The sequence below is a fragment of the Kitasatospora sp. NPDC056800 genome (assembly GCF_042789775.1).
Lineage (GTDB): Bacteria > Actinomycetota > Actinomycetes > Streptomycetales > Streptomycetaceae > Kitasatospora.
This window is the reverse complement of record NZ_JBHUAL010000054.1, coordinates 24,983-43,328: the sequence shown is the minus strand read 5'-3', so window position 1 is coordinate 43,328 and position 18,346 is coordinate 24,983. Positions and strand designations below refer to the sequence as shown.

The 18,346-nt window shown below is 74.3% G+C and carries 19 protein-coding genes; 5 read left to right on the top strand and 14 right to left on the bottom strand.

Going from position 1 to position 18,346, the window contains the following annotated elements; translation table 11 throughout:
• Positions 1-70: 70 nt before the first annotated feature.
• Entirely contained in the window at positions 71-256 is a 186-nt protein-coding gene (locus ACFRQN_RS15085; protein WP_049649198.1) for a PspC domain-containing protein, read from the bottom strand.
• A 335-nt stretch (positions 257-591) separates the two neighbouring features.
• Between ACFRQN_RS15085 and ACFRQN_RS15080 the strand changes: the two genes are divergently transcribed.
• Complete coding sequence (locus ACFRQN_RS15080; protein ID WP_380740758.1) at positions 592-1,989, top strand: hypothetical protein; 1,398 nt, start codon at positions 592-594, stop codon at positions 1,987-1,989.
• Positions 1,990-2,086: 97 nt separating this feature from the next.
• Here the strand turns inward: ACFRQN_RS15080 and ACFRQN_RS15075 are convergent, their stop codons facing one another.
• Positions 2,087-2,716 carry a hypothetical protein gene (locus ACFRQN_RS15075; RefSeq protein WP_074003910.1) on the bottom strand — a complete coding sequence of 210 codons (630 nt, stop codon included), beginning with the start codon at positions 2,714-2,716 and terminating at the stop codon, positions 2,087-2,089.
• A 149-nt stretch (positions 2,717-2,865) separates the two neighbouring features.
• Between ACFRQN_RS15075 and ACFRQN_RS15070 the strand changes: the two genes are divergently transcribed.
• Positions 2,866-3,546: a PhzF family phenazine biosynthesis protein gene (locus tag ACFRQN_RS15070; protein WP_380740756.1), complete on the top strand. Its 681-nt coding sequence runs from the start codon at positions 2,866-2,868 to the stop codon at positions 3,544-3,546.
• Here the strand turns inward: ACFRQN_RS15070 and ACFRQN_RS15065 are convergent.
• From ACFRQN_RS15065 to ACFRQN_RS15050, 4 genes are all read right to left on the bottom strand, one after another.
• Positions 3,516-4,064, bottom strand: coding sequence for a VanZ family protein (locus tag ACFRQN_RS15065; protein ID WP_074003908.1), 549 nt, complete (start codon positions 4,062-4,064; stop codon positions 3,516-3,518). The two genes, ACFRQN_RS15070 and ACFRQN_RS15065, sit on opposite strands and share 31 nt — an antisense overlap.
• A 231-nt stretch (positions 4,065-4,295) precedes the next feature.
• Complete coding sequence (locus ACFRQN_RS15060) at positions 4,296-4,628, bottom strand: hypothetical protein (RefSeq protein WP_074003907.1); 333 nt, start codon at positions 4,626-4,628, stop codon at positions 4,296-4,298.
• Positions 4,625-6,169 (bottom strand): HAMP domain-containing sensor histidine kinase, encoded by a 1,545-nt coding sequence (locus ACFRQN_RS15055; protein ID WP_049654103.1) that lies wholly within the window; start codon positions 6,167-6,169, stop codon positions 4,625-4,627. Before ACFRQN_RS15055 ends, ACFRQN_RS15060 begins: the two co-directional genes overlap by 4 nt.
• 63 nt (positions 6,170-6,232) lie before the next feature.
• Positions 6,233-6,910 carry a response regulator transcription factor gene (locus tag ACFRQN_RS15050; protein WP_049654100.1) on the bottom strand — a complete coding sequence of 226 codons (678 nt, stop codon included), beginning with the start codon at positions 6,908-6,910 and terminating at the stop codon, positions 6,233-6,235.
• Between the two features lie 269 nt (positions 6,911-7,179).
• Between ACFRQN_RS15050 and ACFRQN_RS15045 the strand changes: the two genes are divergently transcribed.
• A complete protein-coding gene (locus tag ACFRQN_RS15045; protein ID WP_369808315.1) occupies positions 7,180-8,163 on the top strand; it encodes a SigE family RNA polymerase sigma factor in 984 nt (327 codons plus the stop codon).
• A gap of 186 nt (positions 8,164-8,349) precedes the next feature.
• On the opposite strand, the gene ACFRQN_RS15040 is transcribed toward ACFRQN_RS15045, so the two are convergent.
• The 5 genes from ACFRQN_RS15040 to deoC all read right to left on the bottom strand — a co-directional run bounded on the left by ACFRQN_RS15040 (position 8,350) and on the right by deoC (position 13,097).
• On the bottom strand, positions 8,350-8,988 hold the full coding sequence (locus tag ACFRQN_RS15040) for an ATP-binding protein (RefSeq protein ID WP_079272368.1): 639 nt from the start codon (positions 8,986-8,988) through the stop codon (positions 8,350-8,352).
• Between the two features lie 56 nt (positions 8,989-9,044).
• Positions 9,045-9,455, bottom strand: a complete 411-nt coding sequence (locus ACFRQN_RS15035) for a hypothetical protein (protein WP_117488159.1) — start codon at positions 9,453-9,455, stop codon at positions 9,045-9,047.
• A 258-nt stretch (positions 9,456-9,713) separates the two neighbouring features.
• Positions 9,714-10,616, bottom strand: coding sequence for an aldehyde dehydrogenase family protein (locus ACFRQN_RS15030; protein WP_380740753.1), 903 nt, complete (start codon positions 10,614-10,616; stop codon positions 9,714-9,716).
• Positions 10,609-12,105: an aldehyde dehydrogenase family protein gene (locus tag ACFRQN_RS15025; protein ID WP_074003903.1), complete on the bottom strand. Its 1,497-nt coding sequence runs from the start codon at positions 12,103-12,105 to the stop codon at positions 10,609-10,611. Before ACFRQN_RS15025 ends, ACFRQN_RS15030 begins: the two co-directional genes overlap by 8 nt.
• A gap of 5 nt (positions 12,106-12,110) precedes the next feature.
• Positions 12,111-13,097, bottom strand: coding sequence for a deoxyribose-phosphate aldolase (gene deoC / locus ACFRQN_RS15020; RefSeq protein WP_380740751.1), 987 nt, complete (start codon positions 13,095-13,097; stop codon positions 12,111-12,113).
• Positions 13,098-13,203: 106 nt separating this feature from the next.
• On the opposite strand from deoC, the gene ACFRQN_RS15015 reads away from it, so the two are divergent.
• The gene (locus ACFRQN_RS15015; protein WP_375876650.1) at positions 13,204-13,884 is read left to right on the top strand and encodes a PH domain-containing protein; all 681 of its coding nucleotides are present in this window, start codon (positions 13,204-13,206) and stop codon (positions 13,882-13,884) included.
• Between the two features lie 68 nt (positions 13,885-13,952).
• Here ACFRQN_RS15015 and ACFRQN_RS15010 read toward each other — a convergent pair whose 3' ends face one another.
• Both ACFRQN_RS15010 and ACFRQN_RS15005 read right to left on the bottom strand, forming a co-directional pair.
• A complete protein-coding gene (locus tag ACFRQN_RS15010; protein WP_049654088.1) occupies positions 13,953-15,677 on the bottom strand; it encodes a phospho-sugar mutase in 1,725 nt (574 codons plus the stop codon).
• A gap of 190 nt (positions 15,678-15,867) precedes the next feature.
• Positions 15,868-16,689, bottom strand: a complete 822-nt coding sequence (locus tag ACFRQN_RS15005) for a purine-nucleoside phosphorylase (RefSeq protein WP_049654087.1) — start codon at positions 16,687-16,689, stop codon at positions 15,868-15,870.
• A 328-nt stretch (positions 16,690-17,017) separates the two neighbouring features.
• Here ACFRQN_RS15005 and ACFRQN_RS15000 point away from each other — a divergent pair, with 328 nt between their 5' ends.
• Entirely contained in the window at positions 17,018-17,929 is a 912-nt protein-coding gene (locus ACFRQN_RS15000) for a hypothetical protein (protein WP_074003901.1), read from the top strand.
• On the opposite strand, the gene ACFRQN_RS14995 is transcribed toward ACFRQN_RS15000, so the two are convergent.
• Positions 17,896-18,333 carry a gamma-glutamylcyclotransferase gene (locus ACFRQN_RS14995; RefSeq protein ID WP_049660023.1) on the bottom strand — a complete coding sequence of 146 codons (438 nt, stop codon included), beginning with the start codon at positions 18,331-18,333 and terminating at the stop codon, positions 17,896-17,898. The genes ACFRQN_RS15000 and ACFRQN_RS14995 overlap by 34 nt on opposite strands.
• Between the last annotated feature and the right edge of the window lie 13 nt (positions 18,334-18,346).

Here is an 18,346-nt window from a genome sequence, read left to right as displayed (position 1 = left end):
ACCCCGGAGACCCCGGGGCGGGCGGCCCGTCGCCGTGCGGTGAGGCCCGGTCGCCCCCGGGCCGCCGGGCTTACGGCTCCTGGGGGAGCAGCACCCAGAGGGCCAGGTAGAGCAGGAACTGGGGGCCGGGCAGCAGGCAGGAGAGCAGGAAGATCACGCGGACGGTCCACGGGGTCAGGCCGAAGCGTTCGGCGATCCCGGCGCAGACACCGGCGAGGACGCGGTTGCGGCGAGGACGGGCGAGGCGCGCACTCATGATTCTCTCCCTGTGGTGGCGGCCCGGTCCGGCAGGTCCGGTGGGCTGGTTCCATCCTCCGCCGCCGTCGGCCCCCGGGCCTCAGCCCGGCAGGTGATTCCCGGCCCCGAAGGGTCACCGGGGAGTCGTAGCCGGATGTCGGGGTTCCCTCGGGGTGGTCCCGGGGAACCGAGCGCGGTCCTCGGTCCGGACCGCCGGACGGGGCTCGGTAGGATGCTGCCGATCGCGGTCGGCCGGGGGGCGGACGAAAGCCCGACACTGTTGCGAAACGATCTCCCGTGCAAGCGATTTCACGTCCTGATGGGTTCTCTCCCGCATTCTCCCGTGAGGTTGGATTGCACATTCGGCAGCGCAGATTCCTGACCGCGACCACCGCCGTCACCCTGGCCTCCGGCCTGGCCGCCGTCGGGGTCGCGGCCGTCTTCGCCGCGCCGGAGGCCGTCGCGCTGTCCCCGGGCGCCCGGACCCGCCCCTCGCCGGTCACGATCGCCTTCGGCGGCCTTCCCGGCACCGTCACGGCGGGGGGCGCGCCGGTGGAGTTCACCGCGACGCTCCGGAACACCGCCGACCACCGGCTGGACGTGCCGTCCTCGGCCTTCGTCGTCGCGGACGCCGGCGCCGGCGCGGGGCAGGGCCACTTCCGGCTGGAGTACCGGGCGCCCGGCGGCACCCGATGGCAGGACGCCAGGGCGAACCCCGCGGGCACGGGCGCCGTCTGGGCGCTCGACCAGCCCGCCGTGCTGTCGCTGCCGGCCGGCGCCGAGGCCGTCTACCGGCTGCGGCTCACCGTCACCGCCGATGCCCCGGCCGGCCGGGTGGCGCCGGGCTTCGACTCCGTGGTCTCGGACCCGGCCCTGCCGCCGGAGCAGCGCGCCACCGACGCGAGCAGCGGCCGCCCGGAGCTGGTCATCGTTCCGGCGGGGGCGCCGACCACCGCGCCGGCGACCGCACCGGCCACGGCGCCGCCCGCCCCGGCGGCCACCGCGGAGGTCGGGCTCCACGGGGTGCCCGTCGTGTTCACGGTGGGCGGCGAGGCGAAGCCGTTCACACTGGTCCTCACCAACCGGAGCGGCCGGGAGCTGCGGGTCGTGCCCGCGGTCGTGTTCCAGGGGGCGGCCGAACTTCCTTCGGACACGGTCGAGTTGGAGTTCCGTGCCGCCGACGGGCAGTGGCGGGGCGCCACCTTGGGCCGCGGCCCGGAGCACCCGAACCGGCTCGACTTCGCGCTGCGGACCGGGGACGGGGACGCCGACGTCATCACGCTGGCGAAGGGCGAGAGCCGCACCGTCGACCTCCGGCTGGCCTTCACCAAGGACGCGCCGATCCTGTTCGAGTCCCTGACGGCCGTGTCGCGCACCCTGCCGGAGCGGGGCGAGAGCGCGGCCGAGGCGGCCGGTCCGGCGGCCGACTTCATCACCGTGGCCGCGACGGGCGCCACCGCCGCACCCGCTCCGACCTTCGTGGACTCCGCCCCGGACCCGGACCTGCCGGAGCGGGCCGCCGCCCCGGTCCTCCCGGTCGTGCGGGCCACCGGCACGTCGCCGAGCCCGGCGGGGGCCGGCTCGCCGGTGGTCACCGCCGCCCCGGCCGGGGACGGCGGGCTGGCCTCCACCGGCGGCGGCAGGGCCACGGAGCCGATGGCAATCACCGGGGCGACCGCGATCGCCCTCGGCCTCGGCACCCTGGTGGTGGCGTGGCGCCGCAACCGCGTGCGGGGCGGCACCGGGAACTGAGCCGGACACGCCGGAAGGCCCGCCCGTCGCCGCTTCGCAGCGGGTGACGGGCGGGCCTTCCGGCGTTCGTACGGCGGTACGGCTCGGCTCGGCGCGATCAGCCGGCCGGGTGCTGCGGCGGCTGCGGCTGCGCGTACGGGTTGTCCGCCACCGGCTGCGGCGGGACACCCGGCTGGTACGGCGAGGCGCCCGGCGCCGGGGCGGGCGGCACGGGGGCACCGGCCGGCGGCGGGACGGGCGCGCCCGGCTGCGCGGCGTACGGGGCCTGCGGGGCGTTGGGGTTGAACGGCGGCTGCGGCGCCTGCGGGGCGTTGGGGTTGAACGGCGCGTTGGGGTTGAACGGCGCCTGCTGGGCGGCGTTCGGGTTGAACGGCGCGTTCGGGTTGAACGCCCCCTGCGGCGCGTTCGGGTCGAACGGGGCGGCCGCCTGCGCGGGCTGCTTCTTGGCGTTGCTGCGCTCCACCAGCGCCTTCACCGAGGCGACGATCATGCCGACCGGCAGGATGAACGCCTTGAAGAAGATGGTGTACGTGCCGCCCTCGAAGACGAACGCCAGGTAGTAGGCGTACCCCAGGAACGCGAGGCCGAGGACGAGGTTGAGGATGCGCAGGCCGACCTTCAGTCCGCCGGCCGCGACCCCGAGGGCCACCATGATGGCGCCGCTGAGGGCCAGCAGTACGACGTACCAGGAGAAGAGCGGTTCGGCGCTGAAGTCGAGATTGTTCACGGGGGCTTTCCTGGGAGGGGAAGGAGAAAAACGGCGGGAACCGTTCGGGGACGACAGCGCACAGTACTGGAGGCGGCCGACATCCGTCGCCGCCTTTGTGTCACGGTGTCATTGCGCCGGTCCGGAGCGGGAGTAGACGAGGTAGGGAAATGACGGGGTTTGAGGTGCTGCGGGTCTTTTGCGGGCCCGACGGGAGCCACGGGAACGCGCTCGGGGTGGTGCGCGACGGCGCCGCCGTGCCGGGTCGCGCGGACCGGCAGCGGGTCGCGCGCGAACTGGGCTTCAGCGAGACGGTGTTCGTCGACGACCCGGAGCGCGGGGAGATCGACATCTACACCCCGTCGGTGCGCCTGCCGTTCGCCGGCCACCCGTGCGTGGGCGCCGCCTGGCTGCTCGGGGTGGACCGGCTGGTCACGGCCGCCGGCGAGGTGGCCGTGCGGCGCGAGGGCGGGCTGATCCGGATCGAGGCCCGGCCCGAGTGGGCCCCGGGGCGCACGCTGCGGCCGTACGGTTCGGCGGCCGAGGTGGAGGCGCTGGAGGTGCCGCCGCCGGGGGAGTGGGTCTACGCCTGGGCCTGGCAGGACGAGGCGGCCGGCACCGTCCGGGCCCGGGCCTTCCCCGGGCGGGGCGACGGGATCGACGAGGACGAGGCGACCGGTGCGGCCGCCCTGCTGCTGGCCGCGCACCTCGGCCGGGCGCTGACCATCACCCAGGGCCGGGGCTCGCGGCTGCTGGCCGGGCCGCGCCCGGGCGGGTTGGTCGAGGTCGGCGGCCGGGTGGTCCGGGACCCGCGGCCGGTTCAGCCGGCCGGGGGCGTCGGCTCCGCGTAGGCGCGCCGCCGGGCGGCGGGCGTGACGGCGGCGACCGAGGTGGCGGCCGCGGCCGAGGTGGCGGCGGCGACCGAGGCGACGGCCGGCGGCACCGAGAGCACCGTCATCCGGGGCACCCGCGGCCGCCGGTCCCGCAGCAGGTGCCGCAGGCCCGGGACGAGCGCGAGGTGGACGACGGCCACGCCGACCACGGCGAGCAGGATGTGGTCCACGTTGAGGACGTGCCCGGGTGCCCAGGAGGAGAGGAACTCCAGCGCGGTCGCCAGCAGCGCGGAGGCGCCGGTGGTGCGCAGGAAGGACGGCAGCCAGGGGGCCCGGAGCCGGCCGCCGGCCAGCGGCAGCAGGACCCCGAGCGGGGCCAGCAGCAGGAGTTCGCCGACCACCTGCCAGCCGCTGGAGGAGCGGAGCGAGGCGAACGGCGTCAGGTTGGCGTCGTACACCCAGGCCACCGGCAGCGGTCTCAGCACCAGCCAGAGCACCAGTGCCAGGTGGCCGGTGAGGCCCGCCAGTCCGGCCAACCGGAGGGGACGGTGGACGGCCGCCGCCGGGTTGCTCTCGGTCCCCGCGCCGGAACGCTCGTCGCGTGTCCTGGTGCCATCTCGCTGCACGGGGGGAAGGACGTGGGCCGACGTCACGTCGGTTCCACACCCGGCGTGAACATTCCCAAACGCGCCCCCGAACCCCCTTCCCGCCCCCCTCCTGCCCCTTGCCGGCGGCCCACCCGCCGGGCGGCCCACCCCCAGGGCGGGCTACCGGCAGGGCGAGGCCGTCGGCACCGCGCTGAACACGTTGTCCGGCGGCGGGCTGCCCGGCGCCACCGGGGTGGGCGACGGGCTCGGGCTCACGCCCGCCTTGGTGCCGCGGGTCGGGGACACGGTCGGGGCCGGGCCCGGCGGGGTGGCCAGGGCCGCCGGTATGTGCGGGGAGGTCGGGCAGGCCGTCCGGCTGGCGGGCGCGCCGGCGTCGACCGGCACGGCGGTCGGCCGGATGCCGCAGCCGGAGGCCAGCGCGACCAGCAGCAGCACGCCGGCGCCGCGGCGCAGGACGGTGCGGGGGACAACGGTGTCGGTGGGGCTGGTCACGTGGCGTCCTTGTCCTCGGCGGCGTCGCCGGCGGGGCCGCCCTCGGCCTCGCCCGCGGACGGCGGAGGCGGCGGGGCCAGCGGCAGCGTCAGGGTGAACACCGCGCCGACCTCCCCGTTCGCCGCCGTGATCGTTCCCCCGTGTATCTGCGCGTTGGCCATCGCGATCGACAGGCCGAGGCCGCTGCCCTCCGAGCGGGCCCGCCCCCGGTCCGCCTTGTAGAAGCGGTCGAAGACGTGCGGCAGCACGTCCTCCGGGATGCCCGGGCCGCTGTCGGAGACCTCGACCACGACCGACTCCCCGTCCTGCCGGACCTTGACCCGCACCGGCGAGCCGCCGTGCTTCAGCGCGTTGCCGATCAGGTTGGCGAAGACCACGTCGAGCCGGCGCGGGTCGACCACGGCCAGGATGCCGCGCGGGGCGTCCAGTTCGACCGCGTCGTACCAGGCCCGCCCGTCGATGCAGGACATGATCAGGTCGGCGATGTCCACCTCGTCGGCGACCAGCCTGGCGGTACCCGCGTCGAAGCGGGTCACCTCCATCAGGTTCTCCACCAGGTCGGACAGCCGCCGGGTCTCGCTGACCACGAGCCGGACGGCCGGCTCGATCATCGGGTCCAGCGACTCGGCCTCGTCCTCCAGGATGTCCGTCACGGCGGTCATCGCGGTCAGCGGGGTGCGCAGCTCGTGCGACATGTCGGCGACGAACCGCCGGCTCTGCGCCTCGCGCGCGCTCAGCTCCTCGACCTGCTCGTGCAGCTGCTCCGCCGTCCGGTTGAAGGTCCTCGCCAGGTCGGCGAGCTCGTCCGAGCCGTCGACCTCCAGCCGGGTGTCCAGGTGCCCCTCGCCGAGCCGCCGGGCGGCGTCGCCGAGCCGCTTGACCGGCCGCAGCACGGTGGCCGAGGCGGCCTGGGCGAGCAGCGCCGAGCCGATCAGCGCGAACAGCGTGGCGATCGCCAGCGACCAGCCCAGGGTGTTGAGGTCGGCCCGCTCGTTCTCCAGCGACTTGAACATGTACGCCGTCGGGCCGTTCGGCACCACCTTGGTGCCGCCGATCACGAACGGCCGGCCCTCCAGGTTCTGCCGCTGCCAGTACAGGTGGTACGGGTACGGGTTGTTCTCGGTGATCTCGCGCGGCTTGGCGACGGTGGACTGCAGCGCGGTCGGCACGTCGGCCAGGGTGAAGTGCGCGGGGTCGGAGGAGGCCGGGCACTCCGGGTGCGCCGCGTCGACCACCACCACGTCGTACGTCAGGCCGGAGCTGGCCACGGTGGACGCCAGCGAGGCCAGCTCCTGGCAGGTCGCGTTCAGCGGCAGGTCGGAGACGTTGCGGGTGAGCGAGACCCGGAAGTCGTTCAGCACGGTGTTCTGGGCGCGCTTGAGCACCGCGTCGCGGTTCAGCCAGTACGCGATGCCGGAGGCCGAGACGGCGGCGAGCAGCGCGACGGCCGCGAACACCGCGATCAGCCGCACCCGCAGGGAGCGCAGCCGACGCCACCGGCCCGTCGAGAACCGCCGGGCAGTCGTCTGATGGTCAGTCACAAGAGCCTGTCGTGGTACGGGAGTTCAGAGGTCGGGGGAGGGGCCGGCGGCCGGGTCGCGGGGTCAGGCCGGCGGATCCAGCCGGTAGCCCACCCCGCGGACGGTGCGGATCAGCGTCGGCGCGGACGGCACGTCCTCGACCTTGGCCCGCAGCCGCTGCACGCACGCGTCCACCAGGCGGGAGTCGCCGAGGTAGTCGTGCTCCCAGACCAGCCGCAGCAGCTGCTGGCGGGAGAGCGCCTGGCCGGGGCGGCGGCTGAGCTCCAGCAGCAGCCGCAGCTCGGTCGGGGTGAGCTGGAGGTCGAGTCCGTCCTTGGTGACGGTCATCGCCGCGCGGTCGATCACCACGGTGCCGTAGGCCGAGGAGTCCGAGCTCTCCCGTTCACCGCGCCGCAGCACCGCCCGGATCCGGGCGTCCAGCACCCGCGGCTGCACCGGTTTCACGACGTAGTCGTCCGCGCCGGACTCCAGGCCCACCACCACGTCGATGTCGTCCGAGCGGGCGGTCAGCAGGATGATCGGCAGCTGGTCGGTGCGGCGGATCCGGCGGCACACCTCGAAGCCGTCGATGCCGGGCAGCATCACGTCGAGCACGATCAGGTCGGGCCGCTGCTCCTTGAAGAGACGCAGACCGTCCTCACCGGAGGCAGCGGTGGCCACGCGGTGGCCCTGGCGGGTGAGGGCGAGTTCGAGGCCGGTCCGGATGGCGTCGTCGTCCTCGATCAGAAGGAGGAAAGGCACGGCCCCATTTTGGCCCACCGGCAGCGCCGAATCACCCCCCGGACCACCCACCGTCCCTTCTGGAACCGGAACGCGTGCCACCGGCGTCAGGTTCACAGGGGGGCGGTCCGGGACATTCGGACGGCTCCTGTGACACCCCTGTGACAGTCGGCGGACAGCGCCATCACAACCGGCGGGCAGGATTTTCCATGTCGCCGCAGGACAGCGGGCCGCAAGGCCGGCTGAAGGGCGGCTACCGGAACCGCTCGTACCGACCCAGGGGGCGCACGATGAACGCCACGCTTCAGACCCGGACCAACCCGGCTGTCCGCACCGCGCGTTCGTCAGCCACGTCCCACCGGACCCGGTACGAGGTCAGGACCGACGAGAACTCCGGTGCCGTGACCGTGCGGGGGTGCGCGCACAGCACCGGTGGAAACCCTGTCGCCCGTCGGGTGAGCGGCGGCGGCAGGACGGGGGAGCTGTACGGGATCGGCCGTCTGGGGAGTTCGGCCGACTCCGCCACCACCCTCACGCTGCGGGGGATCCTCCCCGTCCGCGTCGAGGGCAAGGACGCCCCGGGGGGGAACCGGGGGACCGGGGGGAACGGTCTGCGGACGGTCGGTTCGGGGGAGCCGACCGGTCGCGAGGCCGCCGGTGCGACGCTGCTGCGGCTGAACCCCGCGGCGGCCCGCACCACCGAGGCCGGGCAGGGAGGCGCGCAGGGGGAGCACCCGGCCGTCGCGGAGGACCACATCACGGAGTTCACCGCGTACGTGCGCGAGCGCCGCGCCTCCCTGTACGCCACGGCCTACCACCTGACCGGTGACCGCTACGAGGCCGAGGACCTGCTGCAGAGCGCGCTCTTCAGCACCTACCGGGCCTGGGGCCGGATCACCGACAAGGCCGCGGTCGGGGGCTACCTCCGCCGCACCATGACCAACCTGCACATCTCCGCCTGGCGGCGCCGCAAGGTCAACGAGTACCCGACCGAGGAGCTGCCGGAGACGGCCGGCGACACCGACGCGATGGGCGGCACCGAGCTGCGCACCGTGCTCTGGCAGGCGCTGGCGAAGCTGCCGGAGAACCAGCGCACCATGCTGGTGCTGCGGTACTACGAGGGCAAGACCGACCCGGAGATCGCCGGCGTGCTGGGGATCAGCGTCGGCACGGTCAAGAGCAGCATCTGGCGCGCCCTGCGCCGGCTGCGCGAGGACGAGCACCTGAACAAGTCCGGCGACACCGTCCGGGCGTTCGGCGAGCTGGTCGCGTAACGAGGACTCCCGTCGGGGGACGGGAAGCGGACGGTCACGGTCCGGGGGCAGCGGCTCGGGGGAGCACGCCCGTGGGGGAGCCGAAGACCGTTCGGGGAAGGCGAAGGGCCCGGTGCGGGGGAGACGCACCGGGCCCTTCGTCATGCCCTGGGGGTTCGGCCGTACCGGGCTCGGCCGTACGGGGGTTCAGGCGGCGGAGAGCTCGCCGGCCCGGGTCGCGGCGCGGATCCGCCGCTCGGCCTCCGGCCCGGCGCACGCGTACGAGCCGAGCGCGACCTGCCGTCCGACGATGGACCGCTCGGCCCGCATCAGCCGCAGGCCCCGGCGCAGCAGCACCGGCAGCGACTTGCGGCCCTCCCGGACGTCCCGGCGCAGCCGGCGCCAGGCCGTGGTGAGCGCGCCGTTGCGCAGGCACAGGGCGTCGCCGAGCAGGCCCTGCTCGGCGCACTCGGCGGTGATCTCGGCGGCGAAGATGCCCTCCGCGATGAACGCGTCCGCCCCGTCCAGCTCCAGGCCGCGGGTGCCGATCCGGCCGTTGTCCGGGATCGAGTACACCGGGACGTCCGTGCGGCCGTGCTCGTGCAGGGCGCGGATCGCGGCGACGGCCTGGTCGCGGTGCCAGGCCAGCGGGGAGTCCCAGTCGACGGCGCCGTCCGGCAGCCGCGGCAGGGTCGGGTCGTCCCCGTCCTTGTAGAAGTCGTCGAGCTGGAGCACCGGCAGGCCGCTGCGCTCGGCGAGCGAGGACTTCCCCGACCCGGAGGGCCCGGAGAGCAGGATCACCCGGGCATGCCCGGTCGGTGCGGGGTTCATGGGGGAGTCACTCACGGGACACCAGTCTGACGCATCCCGGCCGGTTGCCGAAACCGGCCGGGGCGGACCTTCTACCGTGCCCCTGGCTTCGACTGTGACGCCGGGTCGGCGAGGGCGACGTGGACCATCGGCAGGTAGCGGCTGTCCACCTGGAGGTAGACCGGTTCGTCGGCGCCGGGCGGCCGGTAGGCGGTGGCGGCCCAGTCCGGGCTGTGCCAGGTGTCGGGCTCGGGCTCGTGGAAGGTCCCGCCGGCGGGCAGTTCGCACCGGCCGGTGTCGCGGGTGACCAGGGCCACGGTGTCGGTGCCGGGCCTGATGCGCAGGCTGCCGTTGACGTAGTCGGGCTGCCGCTCGGAGCGGGCCGAGCAGGGCACCCTGACCGGGCGGCCCGCGGCCAGCCGCCGCCTGGTGCGGGCCACGTGCCACGTGCGGTAGAAGCCGTCCGCGAACAGTGCCGTCAGCTCGCCGATGAACTCGCCCATGCGTCCCCCCGGTCGTTCCCCCGGCCGTCTCCGTCACCGGTGATTCTGGCCGGGCCGGTGGGGCGGGCGGGAGCGTCGAAAGTCGGCGGCGCGGGTGACGAAAGTCGACGGGCCGACGGCCGGAACACCCCGGGAACGCCGACGGACCCGCGCCAGGGGGGGAGAGGCGCGGGTCCGTCCTGTGACCGTCCGGGCCCTGGGGGGGTGAGGGCACTGGGGACGGCCAGTCTGTGGAGTTGTTACCCGGAGTACCGGAGGTCAGATCCCCTTCGGGTGCCAGACCGTCTTCGTCTCCAGGAACGAGAGTAGCCGCTTTGTACCCGGCGCATTGGTCCAGTCCTGGGCGAACGGGTCCAGCGCCGGACGGACCACCCTCTTCAGGGTATCCGCGGCGGCCGCCTCCAGCGCGTACGCCGCGCCGGGACCGTCGGCGGCGATGGCCCCGGTGAGGTCCAGCGCGTTGACGTCCTGGTGCGAGGCCAGGGTGGGGGCGATGTCCGCGGTCGGGCCCGAGACGATGTTGACCACGCCGCCCGGGACGTCCGAGGTGGCCAGCACCTCGCCCAGCGACAGCGCGGGCAGCGGGGCGTCCGCGGCGGCCGCGACCACGACCGTGTTCCCGGTGGCGATCGCCGGGGCGATCACCGAGACCAGGCCGAGCAGCGAGTGCCCGTACCCGGCCTGCGGGGCGACGACCCCGACCACACCGGTCGGCTCCGGGGAGGAGAGGTTGAAGTACGGACCGGCGACCGGGTTGGCGCCGCCCGCGATCTGGGCGACCTTGTCGGTCCAGCCCGCGTACCAGACCCAGCGGTCGATCGCGGCGTCCACCAGCGCGGCGGCCTTCTTCGGGCCGATGCCCTCGGAGACGGCCACCTCGGCGGCGAACTGCTCGCGCCGGCCCTGGAGCATCTCGGCCACCCGGTACAGCACCTGGCCGCGGTTGTACGCGGTGGTGCCGGCCCAGCCCTTGACCGCCTTGCGGGCGGCCAGGACGGCGTCACGGGTGTCCTTGCGGGTGCCCAGCGGGACGTTGGCGAGCCACTCGCCCTTGGAGTCGGTCACCTCGTACACCCGCCCGCTCTCGGAGCGCGGGAACTTCCCGCCGACGTACAGCTTGTAGGTCTTGAAGACGTCAAGACGCGTTGCGACATCAGACATCGAGGGCCTCGACATTCAGGTAGGGCTCCAGACCGTGGCGGCCACCCTCGCGGCCGTAGCCCGACTCCTTGTAGCCGCCGAACGGCGAGGTCGGGTCGAACTTGTTGAAGGTGTTGGCCCAGACCACGCCGGCCCTGAGGCGGTCCGCCATCCAGAGGATGCGCGAGCCCTTCTCCGTCCAGATGCCGGCGGAGAGGCCGTACGGGGTGTTGTTGGCCTTCTCGACCGCCTCGGCGGGGGTGCGGAAGGTCAGCACCGACAGGACCGGGCCGAAGATCTCCTCCTGGGCGATCCGGTGGGCCTGGCTGACGCCGGTGAACAGGGTCGGCTTGAACCAGAAGCCGGTGCCCGGGAGTTCGCACTCCGGCGACCAGCGCTCGGCGCCCTCGGCCTCGCCGGCGTCGGTCAGAGCGGTGATCCGGGCCAGCTGCGCGGCGGAGTTGATGGCGCCGATGTCGGTGTTCTTGTCCAGCGGGTCGCCGACCCGCAGGGTGCCCATCCGGCGCTTCAGGGCGTCCAGCAGCTCGTCCTGGACGGACTCCTGGACCAGCAGGCGCGAACCGGCGCAGCAGACGTGGCCCTGGTTGAAGAAGATGCCGTTGACGATGCCCTCGACGGCCTGGTCGATCGGCGCGTCGTCGAAGACGATGTTCGCGGCCTTGCCGCCCAGCTCCAGCGAGAGCTTCTTGCGGGTGCCGGCCAGCTGCTTGGCGATGGCGCGGCCGACCGGGGTGGAGCCGGTGAACGCGACCTTGTTGACGTCCGGGTGGGAGGTCAGCGCGGCGCCGGTGCGGCCGTCGCCGGTGACGATGTTGACGACGCCCTTCGGCAGACCGGCCTGGCGGCAGATCTCGGCGAAGCGCAGCGCGGTCAGCGGGGTGGTCTCGGCCGGCTTCAGGACGACCGTGTTGCCGGTCGCCAGCGCGGGCGCGATCTTCCACGCCAGCATCAGCAGCGGGAAGTTCCATGGGATGACCTGGCCGGCCACGCCCAGCGGCTTCGGGTTGGGACCGAAGCCGGCGTAGTCCAGCTTGTCGGCCCAGCCCGCGTAGTAGAAGAAGTGGGCGGCGACCAGCGGCAGGTCGACGTCGCGGGTCTCGCGGATCGGCTTGCCGTTGTCGATCGACTCCAGCACGGCCAGCTCGCGGCTGCGCTCCTGGATGATCCGGGCGATCCGGAACAGGTACTTGGCGCGCTCGCTGCCGGGCAGCGCCGACCAGTCGGCGAAGGCCTTGCGGGCGGCGGCGACCGCGCGGTCCACGTCCTCCTCGGTGCCCTGGGCGAACTCGGCGAGCACCTGCTCGGTGGCCGGGTTGACCGTCTTCAGGGCCTCGTTGCCGGAGGAGTCGACGAACTCGCCGCCGATGAAGTGGCCGTAGGAGGTGGCGATGTCGCCCGCGGCGGCCGGCGACTCGGGGGCCGGGGCGTAGGCGAAGAGGCCGCCGGCGGGCTTGGCCACGGGCTCCTCGGTGTTCTTCTTCTTGGCCATGGTGATCAGTCCACCGTCACGTAGTCGGGGCCGGAGTAGCGGCCGGTGGCCAGCTTCTGGCGCTGCATCAGCAGGTCGTTGAGCAGGCTGGAGGCGCCGAAGCGGAACCAGTGCTGGGTCAGCCAGTCGTCGCCGAGGGTCTCGTTGACCATCACCAGGTACTTCATGGCGTCCTTGGTGGTGCGGATGCCGCCGGCGGGCTTGACGCCGACCTGGACGCCGGTGGCCGCGCGGAAGTCGCGGACCGCCTCCAGCATCAGCAGGGTGACCGGCGGGGTCGCGTTGACGGCGACCTTCCCGGTGGAGGTCTTGATGAAGTCGGCGCCGGCCAGCATCGCCAGCCAGGAGACCCGGCGGACGTTGTCGTAGGTCTGGAGCTCGCCGGTCTCGAAGATCACCTTGAGGTGGGCGGAGCTGCCGTCGGGGCGCTTGCACGCCTCCTTGACGGCCACGATCTCGTTGAAGACGTCGAGGTAGCGGCCGGAGAGGAAGGCGCCGCGGTCGATCACCATGTCGATCTCGTCGGCGCCCGCGGCCACCGCGTCGGCGGTGTCGGCGAGCTTGATCGGGAGGGCGGCGCGGCCGGCCGGGAAGGCGGTGGCCACGGAGGCGACCTGGATGTCGGTGCCCTCCAGGGCGGCCTTCGCGGTGGCGACCATGTCCGGGTAGACGCAGATGGCGGCGACGCGGGGGGTGGTCGGGTCGGTCGGGTCGGGGGTCCTGCCCTTGGCGCACAGTGCGCGCACCTTGCCGACCGTGTCCGCGCCCTCCAGCGTGGTCAGGTCGATCATCGAGATCGCCAGGTCGATGGCGTACGCCTTCGCCGTGGTCTTGATCGAGCGGGTACCGAGAGCGGCGGCACGCGCCTCCAGGCCGACCTGGTCGACGCCGGGCAGGCCGTGCAGGAACCGGCGGAGCGAGGCCTCGGACGCAGCAACGTCCTGAAGGCCGCTGCCCGCAACGCCGAGGGCATTGGCTGCAACAGTGGACATAGTCACCAGAGCAGCATATCTACGCGCGTAGTGGGCCGCCAGGGCACCTGCCATTCGTGGCCGGACCGAGACCTCAGGGTGAGGGGCATGGGGCAGAATCGTCGACATGACCGATTCCGACGGCAAGCCCGGCCAGGGCCCCGCCGCCCCCGACGGGGAGCCCGAGTACGCGGACCGCGTGTACCGCTCTGTCCCCGGTGTGATCTCCGGAGTGCTGCTGCTGGTGGTCGCCGCCTGGCTGATCGGCGACGCGGTGGTGAGCGGGACGGGCAAGACGCCGTACGTCTCGCTCGCCGCGGTGCCGGTGTTCGCCTTCCCGGTGATCGCGTACACGCTGCGCCCGGCCGTGACGGCCGGCCGCGACCGGCTGGTGGTGCGCAACCCGTGGCGGACCGTCGTCGCGCCGTGGGCCTCGGTGGACGCGCTGCGCGCGGGGTACTCGGTCGAGCTGCTCGCGGGCGGGAAGAAGTTCCAGGTCTGGGCGGTGCCGGTGTCGCTGCGGCAGCGCAAGCGGGCCACCCGGGCGCAGAGCCCCAGCGCCGCCGAGCACGCCTCCCGGACCGGTCTGGGGCTGGGGATGGCCAAGCGGACCAACCCGGTCGTCCAGGGCTCGCCCGACCCCACCCGCGCCTGGTCCGACCAGGTCACCGCCGTCCTCCAGGAGCTGGCCGAGCGCAACGCCGCCCGCCCCGCCGCCGCGGGCCCGGTCGAGGTCCGCTGGTGCTGGTGGGTCATCGCCCCCACCCTGCTCGGCCTGGTCGCGCTGATCACCGTCATCGCGGTCTGACACCGCGGAAACGTAACGGAGGGGCCCGCCGGTCACGACCGGCGGGCCCCTCCACGTGTGCGCGGGGATCAGGCGGTGATGCCCGCCGCGTCGGCGAGGTCCCGCTTGACGGTGGCGAGCAGGGCGGCGGCGCGCTCGCGGACCGGGGCCAGGTCGGCGGCCGAGGCGACCGGGAGGACGACCTCCAGGTAGCACTTGAGCTTGGGCTCGGTGCCGGAGGGGCGGACCACGATGCGGGCGGAGCGGACGCCCTCGCCGGCCAGGTAGTAGCGCAGGCCGTCGGTGGGCGGCAGCTCGGCGGAGCCGGCCGACAGGTCGTCGGCGCGGGTCACCCGGAGGCCGGCCAGCACGGTCGGCGGCTGCTCGCGCAGGCGGCGCATGGCGTCGGCGATCAGCGAGAGGTCCTGGACCCGGACGGAGAGCTGGTCGGTGGCGTGCAGGCCGTGCTCCAGCGCCAGGTCGTCCAGCAGGTCGGACAGGGTGCGGCCGGACTTCTTGAGGGTGGCGGCCAGCTCGGCGACCAGCAGGGCGGCGGTGATGCCGTCCTTGTCCCGGACGCCCTGCGGGTCGACGCAGTAGCCGAGCGCCTCCTCGTAGCCGTAGCGCAGGCCCTGGGCGCGGGAGATCCACTTGAAGCCGGTCAGCGTCTCGGCGTAGCCCAGGCCCGCGGCCTCGGCGATCCGGCCGAGCAGGGTGGCGGAGACGATGGTGGTGGCGAAGGTGCCCTCGGCCTTCTTCGCGACCAGGGCCGAGCCGAGCAGCGCGCCGACCTCGTCGCCGCGCAGCATCCGCCAGCCGGAGGTGCCGTTGCCGGCGCCGGCCGCGTTGCCGTTGACGGGGACGGCCACCGCGCAGCGGTCGGCGTCCGGGTCGTTGGCGATCACGATGTCCGGGCCGACGGTGGCGGCGGTGCGGAAGGCGAGGTCCATCGCCCCCGGCTCCTCCGGGTTGGGGAAGGCCACGGTCGGGAAGTCCGGGTCGGGCTCGGCCTGCTCGGCGACCACGGTGGGCGCGGGGAAGCCGGCCCGGCGGAACGCGGCGACCAGGGTGTCGCGGCCGACGCCGTGCATCGGGGTGTAGACCACCTCCAGGTCGCGCGGGCCGTGCTCGTCGACGATGGAGACGGCCCGGTCCAGGTAGGCCTCGACGACCTCCTCGCCGAGCACCTCCCAGCCCGACGCGGCGCGCGGGACGTCGTCCAGCGAGCCGATCGCGTCGATCCTGGCGGCGATCCCGGCGTCGGCCGGCGGGACGATCTGCGAGCCGTCGCCCAGGTAGACCTTGTAGCCGTTGTCCTGCGGCGGGTTGTGGCTGGCGGTGACGGTGACGCCGGCGGCCGCGCCCAGGTGGCGGACGGCGAAGGCGAGCACCGGGGTCGGCAGCGGGCGCGGCAGCAGCGCGGCGCGCAGGCCGGCGCCGACCACCACGGCCGCGGTGTCGCGGGCGAAGTCGTACGACTTGTGGCGGGCGTCGTAGCCGATGACGACCAGGTCGCCCAGGCCCTGCTGCTTGACGTACGCGACCAGGCCGGCGGCGGCCCGGATCACCACGGCGCGGTTCATCCGCATCGGACCGGCACCGAGCTCGCCGCGCAGGCCGGCGGTGCCGAACTGGAGCCGGTCGGAGAAGCGCTCGGCGAGCTCCGCCCAGGCGAGCTTGCCGTCGGTCTCGACCTCCGGGGCCTCGGCCCGGGCCAGCAGGGCGGCGAGCTCCTCGCGGGTCTGCGGGTCGGGGTCCTCGGCCAGCCAGGTCCGGGCCCGGGCGAGGAGGTCGGTGGTGGGTGCCTGCGTCATGCCAGCTCCATGGGGACGTGCGTCGGTGTGTCGGCCGGAGGTTCCGCTGTGGGTCGGGAGGGTTCCGCTGGGACCGGAGGGTTCCGCAAGGAAGGGGGTCGCGCATGCGGACGGGGCCCACGGGAGGGCGTGATCAGCGGATCACGCCGCCCGTGGGCCCCGTCAGTCATGATTCTGCGCCCGCCGGGCGTCAGATCCGCTCAAGGACCTTCGCCAGCAGCTCGCCCATGCGCTCGGCGGAGGCCTTGCCGGCCTCCAGCACCTCGGCGTGGTTGAGCGGCTCGCCGGTCATGCCGGCGGCCAGGTTGGTGACCAGGGAGATGCCGAGCACCTCGCTGCCGGCCTCGCGGGCGGCGATGGCCTCCAGGGTGGTGGACATGCCGACCAGCTCGCCGCCGATGACCCGGGCCATGTTGACCTCGGCCGGGGTCTCGTAGTGCGGGCCGCGGAACTGGACGTAGACGGCCTCGTCCAGGGACGGGTCGATCTCGCGGCAGAGCTCGCGCAGGCGCTTGGAGTACAGGTCGGTGAGGTCGACGAAGTTCGCGCCGACGATCGGGGAGTCCGCCGTCAGGTTGATGTGGTCGCTGATCAGGACCGGCTGACCCGGGGTCCAGCCCTGGCGCAGGCCGCCACAGCCGTTGGTCAGCACGATGATGCCGCAGCCGGCCGCGGCGGCGGTGCGCACGCCGTGGACGACGGTGGCCACGCCGTGGCCCTCGTAGTAGTGGTTGCGGCCGAGGAAGATCAGGGCGCGCTTGTCGCCGATCTTCACCGAACGGATCGTGCCGGCGTGGCCGGCGACGGCGGGGGCGGGGAAGCCCGGGAGCTCGGTGACCGGGAACTCGGCCACGGTCTCGCCCAGGGCGTCGGCGGCCGGCACCCAGCCGGAGCCCATCACCAGGGCGACGTCGTGCCGCTCGGCACCGGTCAGCTCGCGCAGGCGCTCGGCGGCGGCCTGGGCGGCGGCGTAGGGGTCGGCGGAGACGACCGACTGAGGAGAAGCGTTCACGGGTCAGAGGATAGACGGGTTTCGGCTACGCGCGTAGAAATTCAGCCGCGGCATGCCGGATCGTTACCCGGTTGACCCGAAAACACAGCTCGGTGACGCTTTTCGGGTGAGCGGGCCGTCGGATCGCACACAACCCGGGTGCCGCGCCGGGCCTTTCCCTCCGGGCGGTCGCTTCGTGCGCGTGCCGTCGTGGCCCGTTTCCCGGCGGGCCGGTCCGGGGTCGGCGGCGTTACGGTGACGGTCGGGGCCCGAGGGGCCGAGGGGGCCGATCCTTCGTCGCCGGTCCGGTCCGCGGCTCCGGCGGGGTACCAGGACGGGGTCGACCGCCATGGGGAACACGGACAGCCGGTACCCGCCGCCCGCGGCGCCGCCCGGGCCCGCGCCGGTGGACCTGGCGGCCCGGGTGGACGCGTTCACCGCGGACTTCTTCCCGAGCGGCCGGTACACCGTGCCGGGCGCGGCCCAGCGCCGGGCGGTGGCCGACGGCGTGCTCGGCGCGCTGGACGGCCGGACCGGGGAGGCCGAACGGGCGCTGGCCCGGGCCGGGTACCGGATCACCGGGTTCACCGAGGCCGTGACCGGCCGCCCGGTCACCGAGATCGCCGAGACCGCTGCCGACGACGACGGCAGCGGGGACGGCCGCGGCTGGGGCCGGGTCTACCTGGACCGCTCGGTCCGCCCCGCCTGGTCCGTACAGGTGCCCCACCCGGCCTCGGACGTCCGCACCGAGGCGCTCGGGGTGGAGCTGTTCCGGGCCGTGCCGGGCGGCGTGCTGGTGCTCGCCGGGGCGCACCGCCGGGCCGGGGCGGACGGCTCCTCGGACGTCGCGCACCGCAGCGACACCGTCTTCGCCGCCGTGGTCGAGGCGCTCACCCTGCGCGGCCTGCCCGGCATCCAGCTGCACGGCTTCGGCGCGGCCAGCCTGCCCGGTCGGGACGCGGTGGTCTCCAGCGGCGCCGGGCGGCCGGGCCCGGCCGCCGAGCTGACCGCCGCGGGGCTCGGCGGGGCCGGCCTGGTGGTCCGCCGGGCCTGGCGGGAGCCGGGTGCGCGGCTGGCCGGCGCCACCAACGTGGCCGGCCTGTTCGCGGCCGGGCTCGGGGTGCCGTGGCTGCACGTCGAACTGGCGTACGGGGTGCGCGCCGACCCGGCCCGGCGCGCGGCGGTGGCGCGGGTGCTCGCGGAGACCGTGCGCGGCTGGGACGCGGATCAGCAGGGGCGGCGGCGCAGGTCCATCACGTAGTCGTGCGGGGCGCCGGCGCTCTCCGCGGCGTCGGCGACCAGGCCGAGGTAGCGGGCCGCGGGCAGGCCGCCCTCGTAGTCGTTGAGCACGTACGTCCAGACCGGGATGTCCCCGTCCAGGGTCTGCGCGCGCAGCTTGATCTTGCGGTAGATGCCGAGCTGGACGCCCTCCCAGCGGTCCAGGCCCTCCTCGTCCATCGGCGCGACGTCGTACAGCGAGACGAAGACCTGGTCCTTCTCGTCCTCGACCACGGTGGCCAGCGAGCCCTCCCAACCCAGCTGCTCGCCACCGAAGGTGAGCCGCCATCCGGCTAGCCACCCCGTGCCGCGCAGCGGGGAGTGCGGGGCTCGGCGGGTCATCTGCCGGGCATCGAGGTTGGTGGCATACGCGGCGTAAAGGGGCATGGGGGCCAGGGTA